Genomic DNA, 18,796 nt, shown 5'->3' with positions numbered 1-18,796 from the left:
AGAAAAAGAGCGAACTCTCTTATAAGGAATTCGCTCTTTTTCTGTATTTAAACTTATTTCACTATATTTGATTTCCCACTATCTAAAATTCTATTTGCTGGTACACTGAACATTTCAATCACTGTATTCATACTTTTATCAGTTAGTTCAATGAGTTCGTTTTCATGTTTTATTTTATTTAAATCCCACACCATCCCATGAAATTCATTATACTGACCACTTACTTTTATAATGCTTTTTGTTTTATTTGAAGGCTGTATTTGAAGATTTGTAAATTGATTCCCACTAATTTCATTTGGCGTAGTTACTTGACTATCCATATAAATCATATTCACACAGTCTTCTAAAGAAAAGTTCATAAAACGATTAGCATTTATCCAAGCTTGTCCGGTGCTCGGTTTTTTTGCTACTAATTTTAGTCCGGTTTCCATTCCTACAATTTTAATGTTTTCGAAGTTAATAAACGAAATTTCATTTTCTTTTCCAGCAGAGTATAAAGAAATTCCGGTACCTTTATTCGTTTCCGTCCAATTAATAATATTTATATCTTTTATTTGTGTTTTGTTCCAAGTGTTATAATATTTATTTTTACCGTCTAAATAAATAACTTCAGAGTTAAATTTAGGATCGTCAATAGCTATATACGCTCCTTCAATGGATGCGTTTTTCTCTAGTTCTAGAACTCTAAAGTTTCCCTCAACCACAAATTGTGATCCATAACCAAATAATAATTTCACACCTTTTTTAACAGTGATTGGTGACGTGATTTTATACTTTTTATCATCAAGCAATACGGTTTTTATTTTACTAGACGCTGCTTTATTAATAGCAGATTGTATTTTTATTGAATCATTTGCCCCTTTAAAGTCTTCTACATACAAGTTAGTACTTTTAGCTGCATAGTCTTTTTTGTTGTATTGATAAAAAGCAAAAATAATTAAAACTATACCAATGAGTAAAACAATTACTTTCTTCATCGTACTCACCCCATATCGATTAATCTATGCTTTTATATTTAGGTTATTATTATTTTGCTTTGTATTTCAGATTACCATTGCTGCTTTGTCTATGATTGAATTATATTATGTAGGATTTAGTAAACTGTTTGCTTTACTAATACATCATTCTTATAATGTATTAATTTATGATTTCATAAAACAAAAGTCTGCTTGTACATAATGTAATCCCTTCCTCTATCCCTAATAAGCTCTTACTGGTGATATAAGATGTACTGCTGCAGATTGCTCTCCTGCTTCAATCAATATCGGTCTCATAGAACCGCCAAAGCTTAAAGTAATCGTTTCTTCTTTTATTGCTCTTAAAGCATCAACCATAAAACGCCCATCGAAAGATATATTTAATTGTTTTTCACCTTGAATCGCATCTATTTGTTGCGTTTCGGATATTTGCCCAATTTGAGAAGCGTTTGAAGAAATTTTAATTGTAGATTCGTTTATGATTTCTAAGTTAACATTGTTATTGGCCCATTCACTTGCTAATAAACTTGATCGGTCTACACCTTGTAATATCTTTTTTCTATCTATGTTAATAATCGTTTTAAAGTCATTTGGAATAAGGTTAGAAATATTAGGATATTTCCCTTCAATTAGTCTTGAATATAATGTAGTTGTTCCGAGCGTAAATATAATATGACTCTCTGAAAGGTAAATATATACGAATTCCGAATTGCTGTTCATTAATTTTAGAAGTTCACTAATGGTTGCGCTTGGTACAATACAATTTGCTTTTACATCTGAGGAAAGTCGCGTTTCACGTATCGCTAGTCTATGTGAGTCAGTTGCAGCACAAATAAACTTATTATTAGATAACTCTATATGCACCCCAGTAAGAACAGGTCTAGATTCATTTTTCGCTACCGCAAAGACTGTTTGTTTAAATACTTCAATCAATTGCTCTGTCTCTACTTTGATTTCTGCATGATTGTCTATAAGCGGTACATTCGGAAACTCATCTGCAGGAAATCCATTTAAACTTAATGTGATTTCTTCTGATTGTATCGTAATTAATTGCTCATTCTTACTTTTTATTGCTATATCACTTGGCATTTTCTTTATTATTTCAATGAAATACTTTGCAGGTACAACAATAGTTCCTGCCTTTAAAATAGTTGCAATCTTTTCGTCTTCAATTGAAACAGGAATGAATTTTTCGATAAAAATATTCGAGTTACTTGCAATTAAAGTAATTCCAGATTGATCTGCAGTTATTTTTATACCAGATAATATAGGAATTAAAGATTTTGTTGATATCGCTTTGTTAACTTCTGAAAGTGCTTGAGTAAATTGTTTGTGATTAACGATGAACTCCATGTTTTCCCCACCTTACATGAGATAATATTTTTATGAAGATTGATGAACGATTGTTCCGTTAAAAAAGTACGGTACTGTTTCTTTCCTTTGTAATAAATCTAGTAAATGTTCTGGTATGCGTAAATATGGAGCTGCTATATGTAATTCCATCCAAGTAATCTCTTCGATTTCTTTTGGTCTTGATATATATGTCTCCCCGCCAATTATTTCGCCTAGAAAATTAAAGAAAATTGCATGATGATCTCTTTCCTCAAAAAAGGCTTCGCTGATAGAACAAATCCCTTTTACGTTTATATGTAACCCTGTTTCTTCTTTTACTTCTCGAATTACTGCTTCTTCTAACGTTTCTCCTAATTTAACTGCGCCACCTGGTAATGTATAATAAGAACCATTTTCCCCTTTGTTTTTTACCATTAAGATCTTTTCATTAGTTTTATCGTACAAAATCGCGTATGTAACATTAACTTTTTTCATATGTACCTCCTCTATTTTTAATAAAAGGAATTTTCTGTCTTCTATCCATTCTACCATTAACTCCTTTTAATATATATAAGTTAGTAAAGTCTTGCCTTTACCGCTATTGATGGAGTTAATAAAAATAGGCTACTGATATAAAAAAGAACGTACCTTAGGAAGATTATCCAAAGGACGTTCTTGCAGTTTTAGAATAAAAATTGATTCAATTAATACTGAAATTAATAATAACCTCGCCCTTATTGCATGTGTATTCCAAATACTAATGTTAACAAATTCTATATACTTTTTAGCCGTTTTTCTAAATAATAATGATTATGTCCTTTCGGATGATCTTCACTTACTCCGATTACTTTATATCCATGCTTCTTATAAAAATCAGGTGCCTGAAAACTAAAAGTATCTAAATTGATTAACCTGCACTCTTTTTCAATTGCAAACTCTTCAATAAGTTTTATTAACTTGGTTCCGTAACCTTCATGCCTATATTCTTCAGAAACCCATAGAAAGTCAACGTGTATATGGTGCCAAAAAGTTATCGCTGTTACCCCGCCTACGATTTCTTCTTTTTCATCTCTTACTATGAAACTAACCTTTTCTGAAGGTGTTTTTTCTTCATCTGCGAGATATTTTTGATTATATTCAATTACTTTCTCTCTTATGTAATCACTATCTTCTTGTACCCACTGCTGTACTATTTTCATTTTAAGTGTCACGCTCCTTTTTACTTATCTATTCAATTTTAAAATGATATTGTCCTGTCTTTAATGAGTTGGTAAAGAAGCAAAGTTAATGGAATAAAAAAGAGCCCTAGTATGAGGACTCTTTTTAAAATTAAGCTACTTTCCGATGTAAATGTTTTAGTTCCTTTTTCTTTTCTACATTTGGTGGACGGATTAATATTGAAATAATGAAGGAAATAACACTTAAAACACCAATTATAATGAAAGTTGGTTGAAATCCTCCAAGTATCGCTCCAATAAATGATCCTGCAAGCGCACCAAATCCGAAACCTTGGTAGACAATGCCGTAATTTGTACTATGGTTTTTTAATCCAAAGAAATCTCCGACAATAGCTGGGAATATAGTTATATTACCGCCGAAGCAAAAGGCGACACTTGCTACACAAGCAAAATAGATTCCGTAATTTAGCGGAATAAAACTTAAAGTAAAGACTGACAAACCTATAATAATAAACGTTGCAGAGACAATTTTCATTCGCCCGATTTTATCTGATAACGTCCCAAGAATGATTCTACCTACTGTATTAAAGATTGCAATCATAGCAACGGCGTTTGCAGCGGTTGCTGCGCTAAGTCCAACAAGTTGTACGCCGATATCTTTTACCATACTGATTAAATATAAACCACCCATACACGAGGTGAATAACATAAAAAATAGCAGATATACTTGTTTCGTTCGCATCATTTCACGCGGAGTATAGTCATTGTGTAATGTTTCAGTTACAGCATTACTTACAATTGCCTCACGTAAGAAGAACGATCCGATTAACACTAAAAGTAACACGATAATACCCCAATATAAGAATGCTTGTGATACACCAAGGTTATCGATAAGATTTCCGTTTATATATCTAAAGATTAAGCTGCCCATTCCATACGCTGATACAGATATACCTGAAATAAGCCCTTTCCGATTTGGAAACCATTTAATTAAATTAGATAGTGATGTAATATAAGCTGTTCCATCCGCATAACCAACAACGACACCAGCTAATAAATATAATAGTGGTAAAGAAGAAACTTGTGAACTAAGTATTAAGCCGAGTCCTAAAACAATTCCTGCAGTAGCAATAAGTTTTCGAAGTCCTAATTTTTTCTGCAACTTGGCTGCAAATAAAGTTGAGAATGATAAAGAAAAACTAGTTATGGAGAAAGTTATCGCTACTGAATTAAGATTCCATCCAAACTTACTTACAAGGGGTTGATTAAATAAACTCCATGTATAAATTGTTCCAAGGCCAATTTGAACAATGATTGTACCTAGAACAATTAGTAACGGATTTATAGAAGTTTGTTTCATACTAACTGTCCCCTTCTTTTATCTTGACATGAATTTTCACAGTTAGTATATCCATCATAAATTGCAAGATACTGTACGGAAAATGGTAATTAAGTTCATATACACAAAAAGACACTTCATAAAGAAGTGCCTTTTGCAGGTTATATCAGATATTTCTAAAGAAAGCTTTGTTAAGATAAGACATTTTCAAATGCTTATGTATATATGTTATCAAATAATTTCTTAAATGTTATGAGACTTAAGACGTATTTTTCATTCATCATATAGTCGGATGAAAAATTAATATTCGATTTCATCAAAATCTTTCGGCTGCGGTACAGTTTGCATATTAGCTGCATCTTTAGGATCGCTATAAATTGCATTTTGCTCTGTATTTACATCTTTTATATTTTGCTTTTTATTTTTGTTCACGTTATCTTTCATTTTCAATCACTCCTTTTTGTTATAGGAGTAATTATGCCCTATTACCGTTACTAAATGTATCAGCGACTAAATTACTAAATTCACGTAAATAATATAAGTAATTATCACCACCGTAGTTATATCTTTTATTATACATTTTTGCAACAACTACATTATATTCAGGTATTACTAAAATAGTCGGTCCAGTAATCCCTAATATTTGATACGACCCTTTTGGAATACGTTCACCAATTTCGCTTAATTGTGCAGGCTCATTTTGGATGAACCAAAACACCCCATTTTGTGGTAGCTCTTTGTTTATAAATGTTGGGCTCTGCAAACTCGTAGCGATTTTTATAACTTCTTTTGGAACAATTTGTTTATCATCTATCATACCTTGATTTAAATGCAGATTACCCCACTGCGCAAATTCTCTAGCTGAGACAAATAAATTTTTTTCAGTACCGTCATCTACCGTACCAATTTCACTAATTGCGTCTTCATTTGGATTATTAACAACGTCAACTAAATTTTCATCTCGCTGAACTCTCCAACCTGTTTCTTGAAAATTAGCAGGTTTAAACACACGCCCCTTTAACAATTCAGGAAAACTTTTGTTATATAGCTGATAAATAAGACGTGTCATCATTCTTACATTAATATCTCTATACGCCCATGATTGTCCCGGTTCAAATTCACGAAAAATTGTCCCGTCATTCGTTTCTTCTAATCCGTGCGAATGTGTTACTAAATGTCTTATCGTCGTTTTACTAAGCAATACAGGATTAAAGTCTTTAAAATATTTTATCGCTTCATCATCGATAGAACTTATTTTCCCCTCGTAAAGCGCATACGCTATCATTAATCCTAAATAACTTTTTCGAGCAGAAGCAACGTTAAATTGTGAAGATGCTGTTACTCTCTTGGTTGTAGATGTATTTGAGTGATAACCACTATAATGCTCTAGTACGATTTTATTATCTTTTATAATACAAAGTGCTGTAGCAGAACTATGATTTTTTTCTTTTATATCCTCTACCCAAGAAATCAACTTATCATATATATACAAATAAATCCCCCTTAATACACATCAAAATTACAGCATGAAAGAAAAGTGCAAAATAGTTTTTACACCTTTCTTTCATATAAAATAACTTGAATTTTCTATACTTAAATAATCCACCAGTTCCAGCAATTAAAGCAACTGAAACATCCTGCGCATCCTATGCATCCGCCGCAACGACCTGCACAACCACCACATCTACCGCCACATCCACCGCAACGTCCACCACAACCTCCACATCCGCCGCAACGACGTGCATCGTCTTGAATGTAATAGTATGGATATTGACTTTGTTGTTGATCCCAATACACAACATTGCCAGTTTGATAATCATTAAGGTTTAATGATTGTAGTTCTTGTTGAAACTGATTCATTATGAAACCCTCCATTTATAAATGTAAATTCCGTCCAAATATTAAAGTTAATAAATTCTTTTAAACAAAGTAGAAACAAGACTATAGACTAAATGCGTACATCAACAAAATATGAACTTACACTAGGTGATGTACCTTGTTTTTCAGCCTATTTTCTTTATATTCATTCGATGGACGTATTTACTATAAATAAAGTGATTTAAAAATTACTAATCCAACAATTTAGGAGTTCATCATTTAACTTACTTTCTAATAATTCCTTTACTAAAGGCATTGGCATGATTTCATAATGATTTAAGGCTTCTTTATTATAAGCTATCCAGTGAAATGCTAAATGAGACTCGCTAGATTTCGGTGTTAAGTCCGTATGTAAATCTTGTGACTCTACTTCAAAAATGTGGTTAATTTCATGATGAAGAACTTCTTTATCTTGCCATTGATTTTCTATGACGCCTAAAAATTGTTGTATACTACAGTTTACTCCAAGTTCTTCTCTTAACTCTCTTTTTAATGCATTCTCTGCTGATTCTCCAATTTCAACATGGCCACCAGGTAAAAAATAATGATGGCCGATATATTCAGCAACTAATAATTTTTCATCTTTTATCATGACTGCTCGTACAATATGATGAAATTTACTTTTCAATTGATATTCCTCCTAGTTATTTAATGTATAGTTTCTCAAAATAGTCATTTAGTATTGGTATAATATAAATCATAGGTGTTTCATACGGATGAATATCTTTAATAACTTCAAGAGCATCTTTTACAAGTTCTCGTTTACACTTTATTTCAACTTTACATTCTTGTCCTTCGCATATTTGACCAATTTCTCCATTAAAAGGAGATGCCTCTTCTAAAGGTCTCCAATATCCTTTCACTGAACTATAGGAAAGACAATGGTCATATTCGCCCGTTTTACATGCTCCAATTTTATTTAATTCATCCCTTAATGTTTCAATATATTCTTCAGGAATGAACACTTCAATTTTCACTTCAGTAAATTGCATATTTCATTTCACACCTTTACTTCCTAATAGTTAAACAAATAAACGATATACTTGCTCACCATCATACTCCTGTCCTAATGATATGAAACCATATCGTTCATATAATTTCTTTGCAGAGATATTATCTTTATGTACGGTTAATCTAATTTCTTTACATGCCTTAAACGTATTTTTTATTATATTAATACTTTCTTGTAATGCTGCTTTTCCATAACCATTACCTTGTTGCGATTGATCAATAATAAATCCGTTAATCCAATACATATCCGATGTCTCTATTACAACAGCATGCATAACAAAACCAACCATAAGGTCACCATCGTATATAGCGAATGGTATGTACTCTACATTGTCACCATCTGGTTTTATATATACTTTAGCAAGTGAAACTGCTACAGCGGGGACAAATTTTCTTTGATCTTCTTTAACTTGTAACTTTAATGCATCTTCCCAATTGTCTCTCGTAACAACCTTTAACTGGACATTCAATATTGTAAGCTCCTTTATCTAGAGGATGTATTTTTATATTCAACGCATTGAAATAATTCCCTTTTTCGACAGCAACTTATAACATAATTTTTATAAAATCTTGAATGAATTTTTCTGCATCTATTTCTAAAGCTATACGGGCTCCTTCAGATTTAGAGTTAGGGCGAAAATCAGCAAATGTTTGTCCTTTCGTATCTCCGTATGTATCTACATTTACTGTACGATGCACAAATTCAAAAAAACTTGGATTTACTAATCCACTTATTGCAACCACATCATGTAGCAAAGGCCCTTCCATAGATGGATTAAGTTTTTGGTATGCGGATAGATAGTAATCATACATTGGTTTCATTATCATATGAAATGGATTCTTTGTATTAGCTTGAATATAGTTAAATACATTTGGTGTTAACACAGCTTTGTTTGTTACATTTAAAGGGAATATGAATAAATTCTTTGCTTGATGGAAAACAATTTTACTTGCTATCGGATCTCCATACACGTTTGCCTCTGCTAATGGCGTAACGTTTCCTACTTCTAAAAAAACACCACCCATGAAATAGATTCCTTTTACATTTAGCATTAAATCATTCCATAAATTAAAAGCAATTGCTAACGAGGTAGATCTTCCTACATCAACAATCGTTAAATCTTTTCCGTACTTTATAAGAATCGCAGCAATACTGCCGAAATTATATATTGGAATAGATAATATATTTCCTGGAACATGGATGGGCCCTAATCCTTCTGCTCCGTGAATTTCAGGATAGTACGTAGTGATTTCTTCTGTCAGTGGTTTTGTTGCACCACTAATGACAGGAATGTCTTGTCTATTTGCTAACTGTAAAATATACGCTGCATTATGTGCAGCATGTATATGCTCAACATTTCCGTATCCAGTTACAATACCTACAATTTCAATTTCGGGATGCAGTAAACCATACATAATGGCAAATGAGTCATCAATACCTGGGTCTCCGAAAAATAATACTTTTTCCAAGAAATACTCTCCCTTCATAAAAACATAGAGTCATCAATAACTATGTATATGAAAAAAGCAAGTATATCTATGCGAATTTTAGAATGGATAATGTTTTACAAAACATTAAAAAGGAACTAGCGAATGCTAATTCCTTTCTTCAGTAACCATTCTCAAATTTAATTAATTATCGTATCCTTCATAAATTGCATCATTTATTAGATTTTGTGTTTTTTTATCATCAGGTACAGGCTTCCACCAATTTCCTGTAATAAATAACATAGTTAATAAATTATAACTATCACTAAAATAACTTTCTCTCTTATTCTTCATCCAATCCCAACCGCTATTTACCCACTTTTGATTATTGCTACTCGTTATACTTGCAGCAATAAACGGTGAAACAAATACAGCAGTTGGATAACTACCAATATTGGATCCATTTAATTGATAACCATCCACAATTTTAGAAGGATTTCCATTCGTTTTATTTTGAATCCATGAAGAGACTTTATCAGAAATGACTTTACTTCGCTTCTCGCCGTACATCGCATAGTCCATTACAATTCTTAAAGGTACTCGACTAGCATTATAATAATATGCATTTGTATATTCTGACTCATCTAAGAAGTCTTTAGGTGCAGGTTGTGGTGGGTTTTTTACAACAAAATCTGAAATAAGTCCTGTATTTGAAGAGTACTTATTACTAAATTGCGTATAAACATCGTACAAATTATTAATAACAGTAAGCCAAGTTTTATCACCTGTAAATTCATAAAATGCTCTAAGATGTGACATCATCCAATCAGATGGTCTCGTATCAAGTGAACTTTTAGAATCCCAATCTCCTAAATTTAGTCGGTTATTATTTGTAACATTACTAGCTTTAATACCTTTTGTAATCATGTCTTGTGCTTCTTTCAAATAATTAACTGTTCCATTAGATCCCCACTGCTTATGAGCAAGAAGAAGCGAATACGCAATATCTAAATCTCCATCAGTAGCAGAATCAAAATGACCTTGTGCTTTTTTACTATCTGCGACAACCCATCCCATTAAATTAGGATTTTGAGAGCTTTTAAAAGTTCTTGCTGTTTTAAATAAACCGTCATAGATTTTTTGAGCATTCGAATCATAACCAGCCATTAATACTGTAATTATCATCCCATACCCTTGACCTTCTGAAGTTCCAAGTGGCTTAAACCCATCCGCATCACCTGTAATCTCTCCTTTTACGTAATAACCACCAGGTAAAGAAGATAAATCATTTTTCAAATATTTCTTTTTCCAATTATCGTAGTAACTTCTTACAGAAGCATTTAAACTTTCCTGTGTAACATGATTCGGTTTTATAACACCTGCATAATTAACTTGCTGGGGAAATGGTTTCATTTCCTTTGCAGCAGCTACTTGTTGATTAACTACGGGAATAGAATTTTGTATTGAATTGTCCGTTACACTTGCTGCGGAACTAGAATTAGAAAAACTAGCTATTCCGATTCCTACAATAGAAATACATGTGAAAATATTTCTTTTTCCATTCATTATGTTGTCAGCTCCTTTTAAAATGCTTACTACATAAAATGTAACATACAATATTTAACTGAAATACAAAATATTATATTTATCAACATAAGAAAGAAACTATATGAAAAAGTATCATAAGATCATTATTGAATTACATTATACGGATTGATTATTTGCTAAATTCCTATATTTTTCTTTTCTTAATACTGGTATATGAGCAATCACAATTCCAAGTATAGTAATTCCTCCGCCAATTATCGAAACTAAAGTTGGCACTTCTCCTAACCATATCCAAGCAATGAAACACGCAGTTATTGGCGTTAAATATAGAGAACTTGTTGCTTCAGAAGCACCAGCACGAGATATAATATAGGCCAATGCAATATACGGGAGTACTGTTGGAAAGACACCTAAATATATAACGCTCAAGTTAACTTCAAGAGGAGCTGCTAGTATTTCTTGATAAACTCCGGGTAAGAAAATAAGCATACATACAGTACTAGACAAAATTGTATATATGGTAAATGGTAAGAAGCCGTATTTTTTTAAGTAAGATGTTTGGAAAACGAAAAATAGACTTTCTGAAATCGCCGCTAATAATATAAATAATCCCCCGCTATTCAATTGAATAGCATCGCCCTGGCTAAATGAAATTAAGGCAATTCCTGCAAAACTAATTACACCACCAAGCCAACCATTTAATTTCATTTTGTCATTCAAAAAAACAGAAGCAAGAATTGCCGTCACTATTGGGGTGACTGAAATAATTAAACTTGCAGATCCAGCATTTACTGTTTTTTCGCCGTAATTTAATGCGATGTGATAAATAGTAAACCCTAAAGCACCAAATATAAAAATTGCTGGGATATCCTTTAAATCCGGTAGTCGTAGTTTGTATATAAATGAAAATAACAAAAGTATAAATGAGGCGATTAATAAGCGTAGTAAAGTAAGGTGTTCAGGCGTATAAGATTCAAGCCCCAGACGAATTGCTGGAAAAGCAGTTCCCCATATAAGAATTGTAAAAGCATGAGCACATATAATGCGTAAATCCCATTTTTTATTATGCATGTTTTCTCTCCCTCCTTAATAAACCAACCATTTTTAAATTACCAATTATTTCTTTTCATCATATTTAATAGTTGATACAATGTCTTCAACCAGTTATTTATCGGAAAAACCAACCACTTTGAATCTTTTAAATTAACGAAGGAGTTTTTTATATGACAACCGATAAAAAAGTGCCCAAATATCGGCAGATAATAGACTATATGAAAGAAAAAATTGAAAACGGAGAATGGCCAATTGGAAGTAAAATCCCTAGTCAGCGGCAGTTAGCACAATTATTTCATGTAAATCGAAGTACTGTAATAAATGCGCTAGATGAACTTATGGCAGATGGTTTAATTCAAGGACAAATCGGAGCAGGAACAATTGTAACAAATAATACATGGTCATTATTAGCAACTAATCCCCCGCCCGATTGGAGTGAATATGTAAAGGCCGGTATTCATAAACCAAGTAAGTTAATGGTGCGAGAAATAAATGAAGCAGAAGCAAATAAAACGCTTATCCATCTTAGTAAAGGTGAACTTGCACCTCATCTTTTCCCGCTCGAAACTATGCAATCTATAATAAAAAACGTCAGTGAGGAATTAGATTATTTCGGATACGAAGAACAAAAAGGTTTTTATCCGTTACGTGAAGCAATAAGCAAATATGTAAAATCATTTGGAATACATGCATCACCGGATTCTATATTAATAGTCTCTGGTGCACTCCAAGCATTACAATTAATATCGATTGGTCTTTTACATAGAAAATCAACTGTTTTACTTGAACAACCTTCTTACTTATATTCACTTCATGTTTTTCAATCAGAAAATATAAATTTATCCGGTATATCAATGGATCATCACGGTATTTTACCTAACGACTTATTAAAACGAATTAAATATAGTCAAAAGAATAATATTTTATATTCAATCCCTTGTTTTCAAAATCCAACGGGGATATTGATGTCCAAAGAGCGAAGAAAAGAAATATTAAAAATATGTGAAAAAGAGCAATTGCCTATCATCGAGGATGATATTTACCGAGAGTTATGGCTTGATGAATCACCTCCAGCTCCTTTAAAGTCGATGGATAAACATGGACATGTATTATATATTGGTAGTCTCTCTAAAACACTTAGCCCAGGACTTAGAATTGGATGGATAATCGGACCAGAACCTGTTATTGATAGATTGTCAGATATAAAAATGCAAACAGACTATGGATCCAGCTCTTTATCTCAAAGAGTAGCTGCTGAATGGATAAATGAAGGTTTTTATGAAGAACATGTAGCAAACGTAAGAAAGCACCTGAAAGAACGAAGACAAATAATGATACGAGCTTTAAATAAATATTGTGCAGATATTGCATCATGGGATATTCCTAGTGGTGGATTTTTTATATGGCTAAAGGTTGTACATAACATTCCGATGAAAAAACTATTTTCAGAGGCACTATCAAAAGGAATTCTTTTAAATCCGGGACGTATTTATGAAGAAGAATCAGATCAGTACATTCGTTTATCATATGGATATGCTACTCCAGAACAAATGACTAACGGAATTAAATTGCTCAGTGAATTAATTCGGAAGTTAACGGCATAAAAAAAATCCTCTTTTGTTTTTGGAGGATTTTTTTATGTATCTTATTTACCACAATTTCATTTCCTGCCCTAATAAAATAAGTTCTTCATAAGGATCTCCGTCAATATTTAATACTTGAGCAAAAGCAGGTTCTGTTTTTAAACCTTGTTCCTTTAAGCGAATAACTTCTTCCCTTATATGGGGATGCTGCATTAATAGCATGTGTTCCACTATCATGTGTCTATATGCATTTTGATTACGCACTGGCTTCGGTTGAGCAAATAATTCAAATTCAAAACCTTCGAATTCAAAATTCACCTTTATCGATTCAGTACCTTTAATTTTTTTCTTTTTTATGTTGAACCCTCCATAAGAACCATATAAAGATCTCATTTCCTGCTCAAAAACATCAAAGTTATATACTTCCATTACAATATCTAAGTCAGATTGAGGAGTATCAATTCTTATAGGGATTGTCCCGCAAAGAACGGGATTATATAAAGCTAAATCCTCCATTATGTTTAGGCTATTCAAAACATCATATATTTTTTGTTGTTTCTCATTGCCCGATTGTAAATATGTAATAGATGTAAACATAGAAGTCTCTCCTTCATTTAACATAATAATCATCTCACTAAATATTTAAATCATTGGGTTTTGTTCTAGGAGTACCTTTATTTCAATATATTAAGCCGAACTAACTATATTTTTCAACTTTTCTCCTATACTGCAATACTATAAAAATAAAAAAGGAGGAATTATTATGAGCATTTTTAACATTCTTTTAACCATACACATCCTATTTGGAACAATATGCTTAATCACTGGTATTGTAGCGATGGTTGCCCAAAAGAAGAAAGGAAAACATACCGAATGGGGCGAAATATATCATGCATCCTATGTTGTCATTACCCTTACGGCAATAATATTATCCATTATCAACTGGGATAAAATCGCATATTTATTTTATGTAGCAATCTTCTCTTATTCATTTGCGATTTATGGATACCTTGCACGAAAAAAACGTTGGAAAAATTGGCTCCATCACCACATTAGAGGTATGCTAGGTTCTTATATTGGTGCAGTCACCGCACTTTTAGTAAATATCGGCATCCATATTCCCATTTTAAATTTACTTCCGCCAATATGGTTTTGGTTTTTACCCACCTTAATTGGTATCCCCCTCGTAGCCAGTGTATCAAAAAAATATAAAAAGCGTAGTTGAAATTAATTACATTTTGATTACTTTCTGATTATTAGAATGAAAAATTATACTCTATGTATTACAAATAATATTATAAATGCTCGTCCTATGAATATTTAAAATAAAATGCCGCCCAACAGGACGGCTCTTATTTTTACTTTACAAACGTAACATATTCACCAGAAACCCATTGATTTCCACCAACATTATACCAACCATCTTTATATCCAAATGATTGATATTTTTCACCTTGATACACGTTTTTCACAATGCCGTAATTTGTTCCTGGGCCGGTACGAACACGCAATACATCAGCGATTATAGTAACTACACCAACACCCTCGTTTGATGATTGTGAAGGTGTTGGTACATTTCCTCCCGTATAACGAATATATGATGGATCGTTATAAATCCACTGATCGCCACCGAGATTTAACCAACCATTTGATTGTCCAAATACTTTGTAGGACTCTCCTTTCCCTAATTGACGAATAACGCCATATCCAGTACCAGGTCCTTTTCGTAAATTTACATTACTACCGTTAATATAAGCAATCCCTACACTATCATTCGACGGGGGAGGAGTCACTACGTTTTGAGCACCTTTTCCAAAAGTATCCGTTCCATATCCTTTGTAGTTATATTGCAAATGCGGGCTATCCACAAATCCTTTCCAGTCGCCGCCCCATTCAAAGCCAATTTGTTTAGCATAACGAATTGCTGATGCCCACGGTTCTTTATTATAGCCATTCCAATCTTCTGTACCATTCGACTGGATTGGAACAAAATCTAATGCCTGTCCTACTAAGTGATATGAGCGCATCGTTTGTGATGCTCCTTTACGAACATATTCACGTTGTTGCTCGACCGTACGGATTGTTTCATAAATTAATACTTCAATTCCATTGTCGATACAGTACTGATACCACTTAAAAGCTGCAGCTTTCGTATTATCCGCTAATTTATTCAGATTACTTACATTTCTATTGTGGTATTTCAATATGCAACATCTCCTTTTCTATTATCCTATGCAAAACTCGTCTCACGGGTTGTACATATACCTAGAACGATACGAAGTACAAATACATAGGAAGCCAATTCAGCTAAAAAGGTTTTCACTTCTAGCTTCAAACTTTGTAAGTTGAAATCGAAGCAATAAAAAAACCACAACCTAAGTCTTCAAGTTGCGGTTTTTGGTATTTTCTTTTTATATGCAACATGCCACCTTGCATTATTAATCCTAATATATAGGTTGTGTAAATTTTCCCTTTATGAATAACACTTCTTATTCATGACTTTTCAAATCCAATATTGAATGTAAACGATCCGGATAATTAGTAAACATCCCGTCGACTCCCCATGAAAGTAACTTTTTCATATCTTTTTCATTATCTACTGTAAATGGATGAACTTCTAATCCGTTTTTCTTTATTTTATTTACATAATCTGAATCAATATATTTGTAATTCATACCAAGACCTATGCAGTACGTTTTATACTTTTCTATCTCTAATTCTGTTAATTGAACTGCTTTTTTATTAGGTAATAATTGTACTAAAGATATATTACTATTTAAGCTATGAATCTTTTGCAGACTTTCTTCACTAAACGATTGAATAATAACTTTATCCTGTATTTCATAGTGATTAATAATTTCTAATGATTTTTCTTCCATTCCTGGATATTCATTAGGTGATTTTGTTTCAATATAATAGTTTGCGTTATGCCCAAACGTTTCAATAATTTCTGTTAATGTTGGGACTTTAGCATTTTCAAATTCTTTCTTTGCTAAGTTCGGATATTTTTCGTTGAAAAAAGAATCTGCATTTAGTTGCTTTATTTCTTCTAATGTATGCTCTTTCACTAGCCCAGTACCATTTGTTGTACGGTTTAAGGTTTCGTCATGCATTGCCACTAAATGCCCATCTTTTGTCATTTGGAGATCAATTTCTATATAATCTCCATTCATTTTTTGTCCTAATTTATATGCTGCTATTGTATGTTCAGGCGCATATGCAGAAGCACCTCTATGTGCGATATTTTTTATATGATTTGATTGATTAATAGCTTTAGTATACTTATGTTCATTTATTTTCTGAAAAACAAAGATACTTATTACTATAAATGCACAAATTATTGTAACGAGATATATCTTTTTCATAACGATTTATAAGCTCCTATATAAAGACGATTTAACTTGAATGATTTACTCAATTAAATGTCGATTTTCCAATACAGTCATTTTGCCGATAGCTTGAAATCCCGATTTTTTATAAATATTGATTCCATCGGGTGAAGCTTGTAATACACAATACGTATTTTTAAATTTATGTGCTTCTTGCAGCAGGAAATTGAACATAGCAGATCCGAACCCTCGTCCTCTCATTCCTTCTTTCGTTGCTATGTCATAAATACCAATACTATCTTTTGAACATATCAATGAACCAACAGTTACGACTTCACCTTCATATAACCCTAAAAATAATTTCAGATTCTCACTGTTACATATATCAAGATTAGAAATTTGATTATAGAATGCTTGTACATGTATACCTTCTTCTGATGTACCGAATAGATCAGCTAACGTTTCTCCAAATTTATTTATTTGTCCAGGTGAAGATGCTTGTTGAATAGTAAAACTTACTGGCATGTTTATTGTTGGGGAAATTGTTTTTAAGTCTGCTACCATCGCAATATTCTGTTCTACTTCTTTTAAACCGATTTTAATTAACTCACTTTTTATATCCCGCTCTTGCTCCTCATCCCATAACCAAACACTCATTGGAAAATTTCTTTGATAATAGTATTCTACCTCTTTATATAATTTCTCGATCCCTTCCGTTAAATTATTGTTTAGTAGAGTGATGATATTAAATGTATCGGCAGGTAATCCACAATCAACAGCAATATAATCTTTCGTTTTTTTTATACTCATTCCGGGCACAAATTGTGCAACATATGAAGTTTTAAATGCAAAGTTTTCTAGTAGTAGTTGTTTATAATTCATCAATAGTTCTCCTTTTCATAAAAAGTAACACTCGAATTTTTCTATATTAAATATAACATATTAGAAATTTACCATTTTCTATAAAAAGTATCTCTTTAAATTGTGCTCTATAGTTTAAAATAATTAAAAATGATATAACGTTGTCGGAATGAAAAAAGTGGTATATAATAAATATTAACATTACTAGTAATTATTTTAGGTATTCCTAGAATAAAGGAGCGATACATATGAAAATTACTATTTATTTCGGAAGTCATGAAGATCAAGATGTTCGTACTATGGACTGTCATTTAGATGTAGAAGATACAGAAGAGATTGTTTCTGTATCATAATATAAATAGTTAGGGTAAACCCTATCCCTTACAGCGTTTAAGGCACCTTTTATAAGGTGTCTTTTTTGTTATATTTTCATCAAAAACCCTTTACTTTATAGCGTTTTAATAGTAAAATGTAAATATACGAACAAACGTTCTTTTTATTTTAAACGTACATGAAGGGATGATTTTAACAATGGCTCCATTAAAGCGCAGAGGAAGAAAAAAGCAAGCACCTATTATTTCAAATACAGGCTTTATCGGCTCTGTCTTTATTGATACATTGGAGTTACAAAAGAAATCCTATTATTTCGCTCGTAAAAAACTTCAAATTGTTCATCACGTACTAGATGGTCTCTCTGGAGCAACAAGTGCTTTATTTAAAGAACATAACATTTCAGCATACATGTCATGTGTGTATTTACATAAACAAAAGAAAATTGGTTTTGTTCTTTCAACGAAACCATTTGAACAAAGTGATGGCGTTGCTTATTTTGTAAATTATTTAATCGAAAAGAATTTTTATGGCGGCCATGATGAAGATGTAGAATATCAAGAAGTATTTAATACAGGTTTTATCGGTGTAGTATTCGCTGATTTATCTAGTATAGATCGCTTTAATTTCGAGTTTGAAATGGGTATGCTAACGAAATTAATGAAAGATATGATTATTCCGGTTAAAGAACTCTTTTTACGCCATAATGTACCGGCTTACATCTCCACTTCTCACTTAGAAGAACAAAACAAATTAGGTTTCGTTCTCTCTGTAAAGCCATATGACGAACGCGCTGAAGCAGATTTATATTTTGAAGCATATTTAAAAGAACGCGGATTATTTATTGGTGATGAAGAAGATGATATTGATAAGATTGTCATTAGAAAAACCGCTGAATTACGATAGAAAAGCGCAGGATGCTGATCCTGCGCTTTTTATAATTTATGAA

Annotated in this window: 21 protein-coding genes; 3 read left to right on the top strand and 18 right to left on the bottom strand. The window is 32.2% G+C overall.

Annotation, left to right across the window (positions count from 1 at the left end; genetic code table 11):
• Positions 1–53: 53 nt before the first annotated feature.
• The 14 genes from ATL10_RS09095 to ATL10_RS09030 all read right to left on the bottom strand — a co-directional run bounded on the left by ATL10_RS09095 (position 54) and on the right by ATL10_RS09030 (position 11,762).
• Positions 54–977 carry a hypothetical protein gene (locus ATL10_RS09095; RefSeq protein ID WP_090977905.1) on the bottom strand — a complete coding sequence of 308 codons (924 nt, stop codon included), beginning with the start codon at positions 975–977 and terminating at the stop codon, positions 54–56.
• 222 nt (positions 978–1,199) lie between these two features.
• Positions 1,200–2,330 carry a DNA polymerase III subunit beta gene (gene dnaN / locus ATL10_RS09090; RefSeq protein ID WP_097923842.1) on the bottom strand — a complete coding sequence of 377 codons (1,131 nt, stop codon included), beginning with the start codon at positions 2,328–2,330 and terminating at the stop codon, positions 1,200–1,202.
• A 30-nt stretch (positions 2,331–2,360) separates the two neighbouring features.
• A complete protein-coding gene (locus ATL10_RS09085; protein WP_048656831.1) occupies positions 2,361–2,804 on the bottom strand; it encodes an NUDIX hydrolase in 444 nt (147 codons plus the stop codon).
• Between the two features lie 278 nt (positions 2,805–3,082).
• Positions 3,083–3,508 carry a GNAT family N-acetyltransferase gene (locus tag ATL10_RS09080; RefSeq protein ID WP_098289742.1) on the bottom strand — a complete coding sequence of 142 codons (426 nt, stop codon included), beginning with the start codon at positions 3,506–3,508 and terminating at the stop codon, positions 3,083–3,085.
• A 130-nt stretch (positions 3,509–3,638) separates the two neighbouring features.
• Positions 3,639–4,847 carry an L-lactate MFS transporter gene (locus tag ATL10_RS09075; RefSeq protein WP_000815136.1) on the bottom strand — a complete coding sequence of 403 codons (1,209 nt, stop codon included), beginning with the start codon at positions 4,845–4,847 and terminating at the stop codon, positions 3,639–3,641.
• 279 nt (positions 4,848–5,126) lie between these two features.
• The gene (locus ATL10_RS31200; protein WP_097923838.1) at positions 5,127–5,270 is read right to left on the bottom strand and encodes a hypothetical protein; all 144 of its coding nucleotides are present in this window, start codon (positions 5,268–5,270) and stop codon (positions 5,127–5,129) included.
• 31 nt (positions 5,271–5,301) lie between these two features.
• On the bottom strand, positions 5,302–6,318 hold the full coding sequence (locus tag ATL10_RS09065) for a serine hydrolase domain-containing protein (RefSeq protein ID WP_098289741.1): 1,017 nt from the start codon (positions 6,316–6,318) through the stop codon (positions 5,302–5,304).
• A gap of 101 nt (positions 6,319–6,419) precedes the next feature.
• The gene (locus ATL10_RS09060; protein WP_001071389.1) at positions 6,420–6,686 is read right to left on the bottom strand and encodes a heterocycloanthracin/sonorensin family bacteriocin; all 267 of its coding nucleotides are present in this window, start codon (positions 6,684–6,686) and stop codon (positions 6,420–6,422) included.
• 199 nt (positions 6,687–6,885) lie between these two features.
• Complete coding sequence (locus tag ATL10_RS09055; RefSeq protein WP_000836831.1) at positions 6,886–7,332, bottom strand: NUDIX domain-containing protein; 447 nt, start codon at positions 7,330–7,332, stop codon at positions 6,886–6,888.
• Between the two features lie 16 nt (positions 7,333–7,348).
• Positions 7,349–7,696: a divalent cation tolerance protein CutA gene (gene cutA, locus ATL10_RS09050; RefSeq protein WP_100910218.1), complete on the bottom strand. Its 348-nt coding sequence runs from the start codon at positions 7,694–7,696 to the stop codon at positions 7,349–7,351.
• A 30-nt stretch (positions 7,697–7,726) separates the two neighbouring features.
• Positions 7,727–8,185, bottom strand: a complete 459-nt coding sequence (locus ATL10_RS09045; RefSeq protein ID WP_001102673.1) for a GNAT family N-acetyltransferase — start codon at positions 8,183–8,185, stop codon at positions 7,727–7,729.
• A 76-nt stretch (positions 8,186–8,261) separates the two neighbouring features.
• A complete protein-coding gene (locus ATL10_RS09040) occupies positions 8,262–9,185 on the bottom strand; it encodes a nucleoside hydrolase (RefSeq protein WP_090977911.1) in 924 nt (307 codons plus the stop codon).
• A 162-nt stretch (positions 9,186–9,347) separates the two neighbouring features.
• Positions 9,348–10,709 carry a family 8 glycosyl hydrolase gene (locus ATL10_RS09035; protein ID WP_090977913.1) on the bottom strand — a complete coding sequence of 454 codons (1,362 nt, stop codon included), beginning with the start codon at positions 10,707–10,709 and terminating at the stop codon, positions 9,348–9,350.
• Positions 10,710–10,847: 138 nt separating this feature from the next.
• The gene (locus ATL10_RS09030) at positions 10,848–11,762 is read right to left on the bottom strand and encodes a DMT family transporter (protein WP_090977915.1); all 915 of its coding nucleotides are present in this window, start codon (positions 11,760–11,762) and stop codon (positions 10,848–10,850) included.
• A 152-nt stretch (positions 11,763–11,914) separates the two neighbouring features.
• Between ATL10_RS09030 and norG the strand changes: the two genes are divergently transcribed.
• Positions 11,915–13,348, top strand: coding sequence for an efflux pump transcription regulator NorG (norG, locus tag ATL10_RS09025; RefSeq protein WP_110496781.1), 1,434 nt, complete (start codon positions 11,915–11,917; stop codon positions 13,346–13,348).
• Between the two features lie 45 nt (positions 13,349–13,393).
• On the opposite strand, the gene ATL10_RS09020 is transcribed toward norG, so the two are convergent.
• Complete coding sequence (locus ATL10_RS09020; RefSeq protein ID WP_000495197.1) at positions 13,394–13,924, bottom strand: DUF4269 domain-containing protein; 531 nt, start codon at positions 13,922–13,924, stop codon at positions 13,394–13,396.
• Positions 13,925–14,090: 166 nt separating this feature from the next.
• Here ATL10_RS09020 and ATL10_RS09015 point away from each other — a divergent pair, with 166 nt between their 5' ends.
• Positions 14,091–14,552, top strand: a complete 462-nt coding sequence (locus ATL10_RS09015; protein WP_053564312.1) for a DUF2306 domain-containing protein — start codon at positions 14,091–14,093, stop codon at positions 14,550–14,552.
• 133 nt (positions 14,553–14,685) lie between these two features.
• Here the strand turns inward: ATL10_RS09015 and ATL10_RS09010 are convergent, their stop codons facing one another.
• From ATL10_RS09010 to ATL10_RS09000, 3 genes are all read right to left on the bottom strand, one after another.
• Entirely contained in the window at positions 14,686–15,531 is an 846-nt protein-coding gene (locus ATL10_RS09010) for an SH3 domain-containing protein (RefSeq protein WP_000873736.1), read from the bottom strand.
• 285 nt (positions 15,532–15,816) lie between these two features.
• A complete protein-coding gene (locus ATL10_RS09005; RefSeq protein ID WP_072938612.1) occupies positions 15,817–16,692 on the bottom strand; it encodes a glycerophosphodiester phosphodiesterase in 876 nt (291 codons plus the stop codon).
• A gap of 45 nt (positions 16,693–16,737) precedes the next feature.
• Entirely contained in the window at positions 16,738–17,538 is an 801-nt protein-coding gene (locus ATL10_RS09000) for a GNAT family N-acetyltransferase (protein ID WP_072938610.1), read from the bottom strand.
• A 510-nt stretch (positions 17,539–18,048) separates the two neighbouring features.
• Here ATL10_RS09000 and ATL10_RS08990 point away from each other — a divergent pair.
• The gene (locus ATL10_RS08990; RefSeq protein ID WP_000035355.1) at positions 18,049–18,753 is read left to right on the top strand and encodes a hypothetical protein; all 705 of its coding nucleotides are present in this window, start codon (positions 18,049–18,051) and stop codon (positions 18,751–18,753) included.
• Positions 18,754–18,796: the final 43 nt, after the last annotated feature.

Source organism: Bacillus sp. 196mf, from assembly GCF_003217275.1.
GTDB classification, from domain to species: domain Bacteria; phylum Bacillota; class Bacilli; order Bacillales; family Bacillaceae_G; genus Bacillus_A; species Bacillus_A thuringiensis_S.
This window is presented reverse-complemented; position numbering and strand designations above follow the sequence as displayed.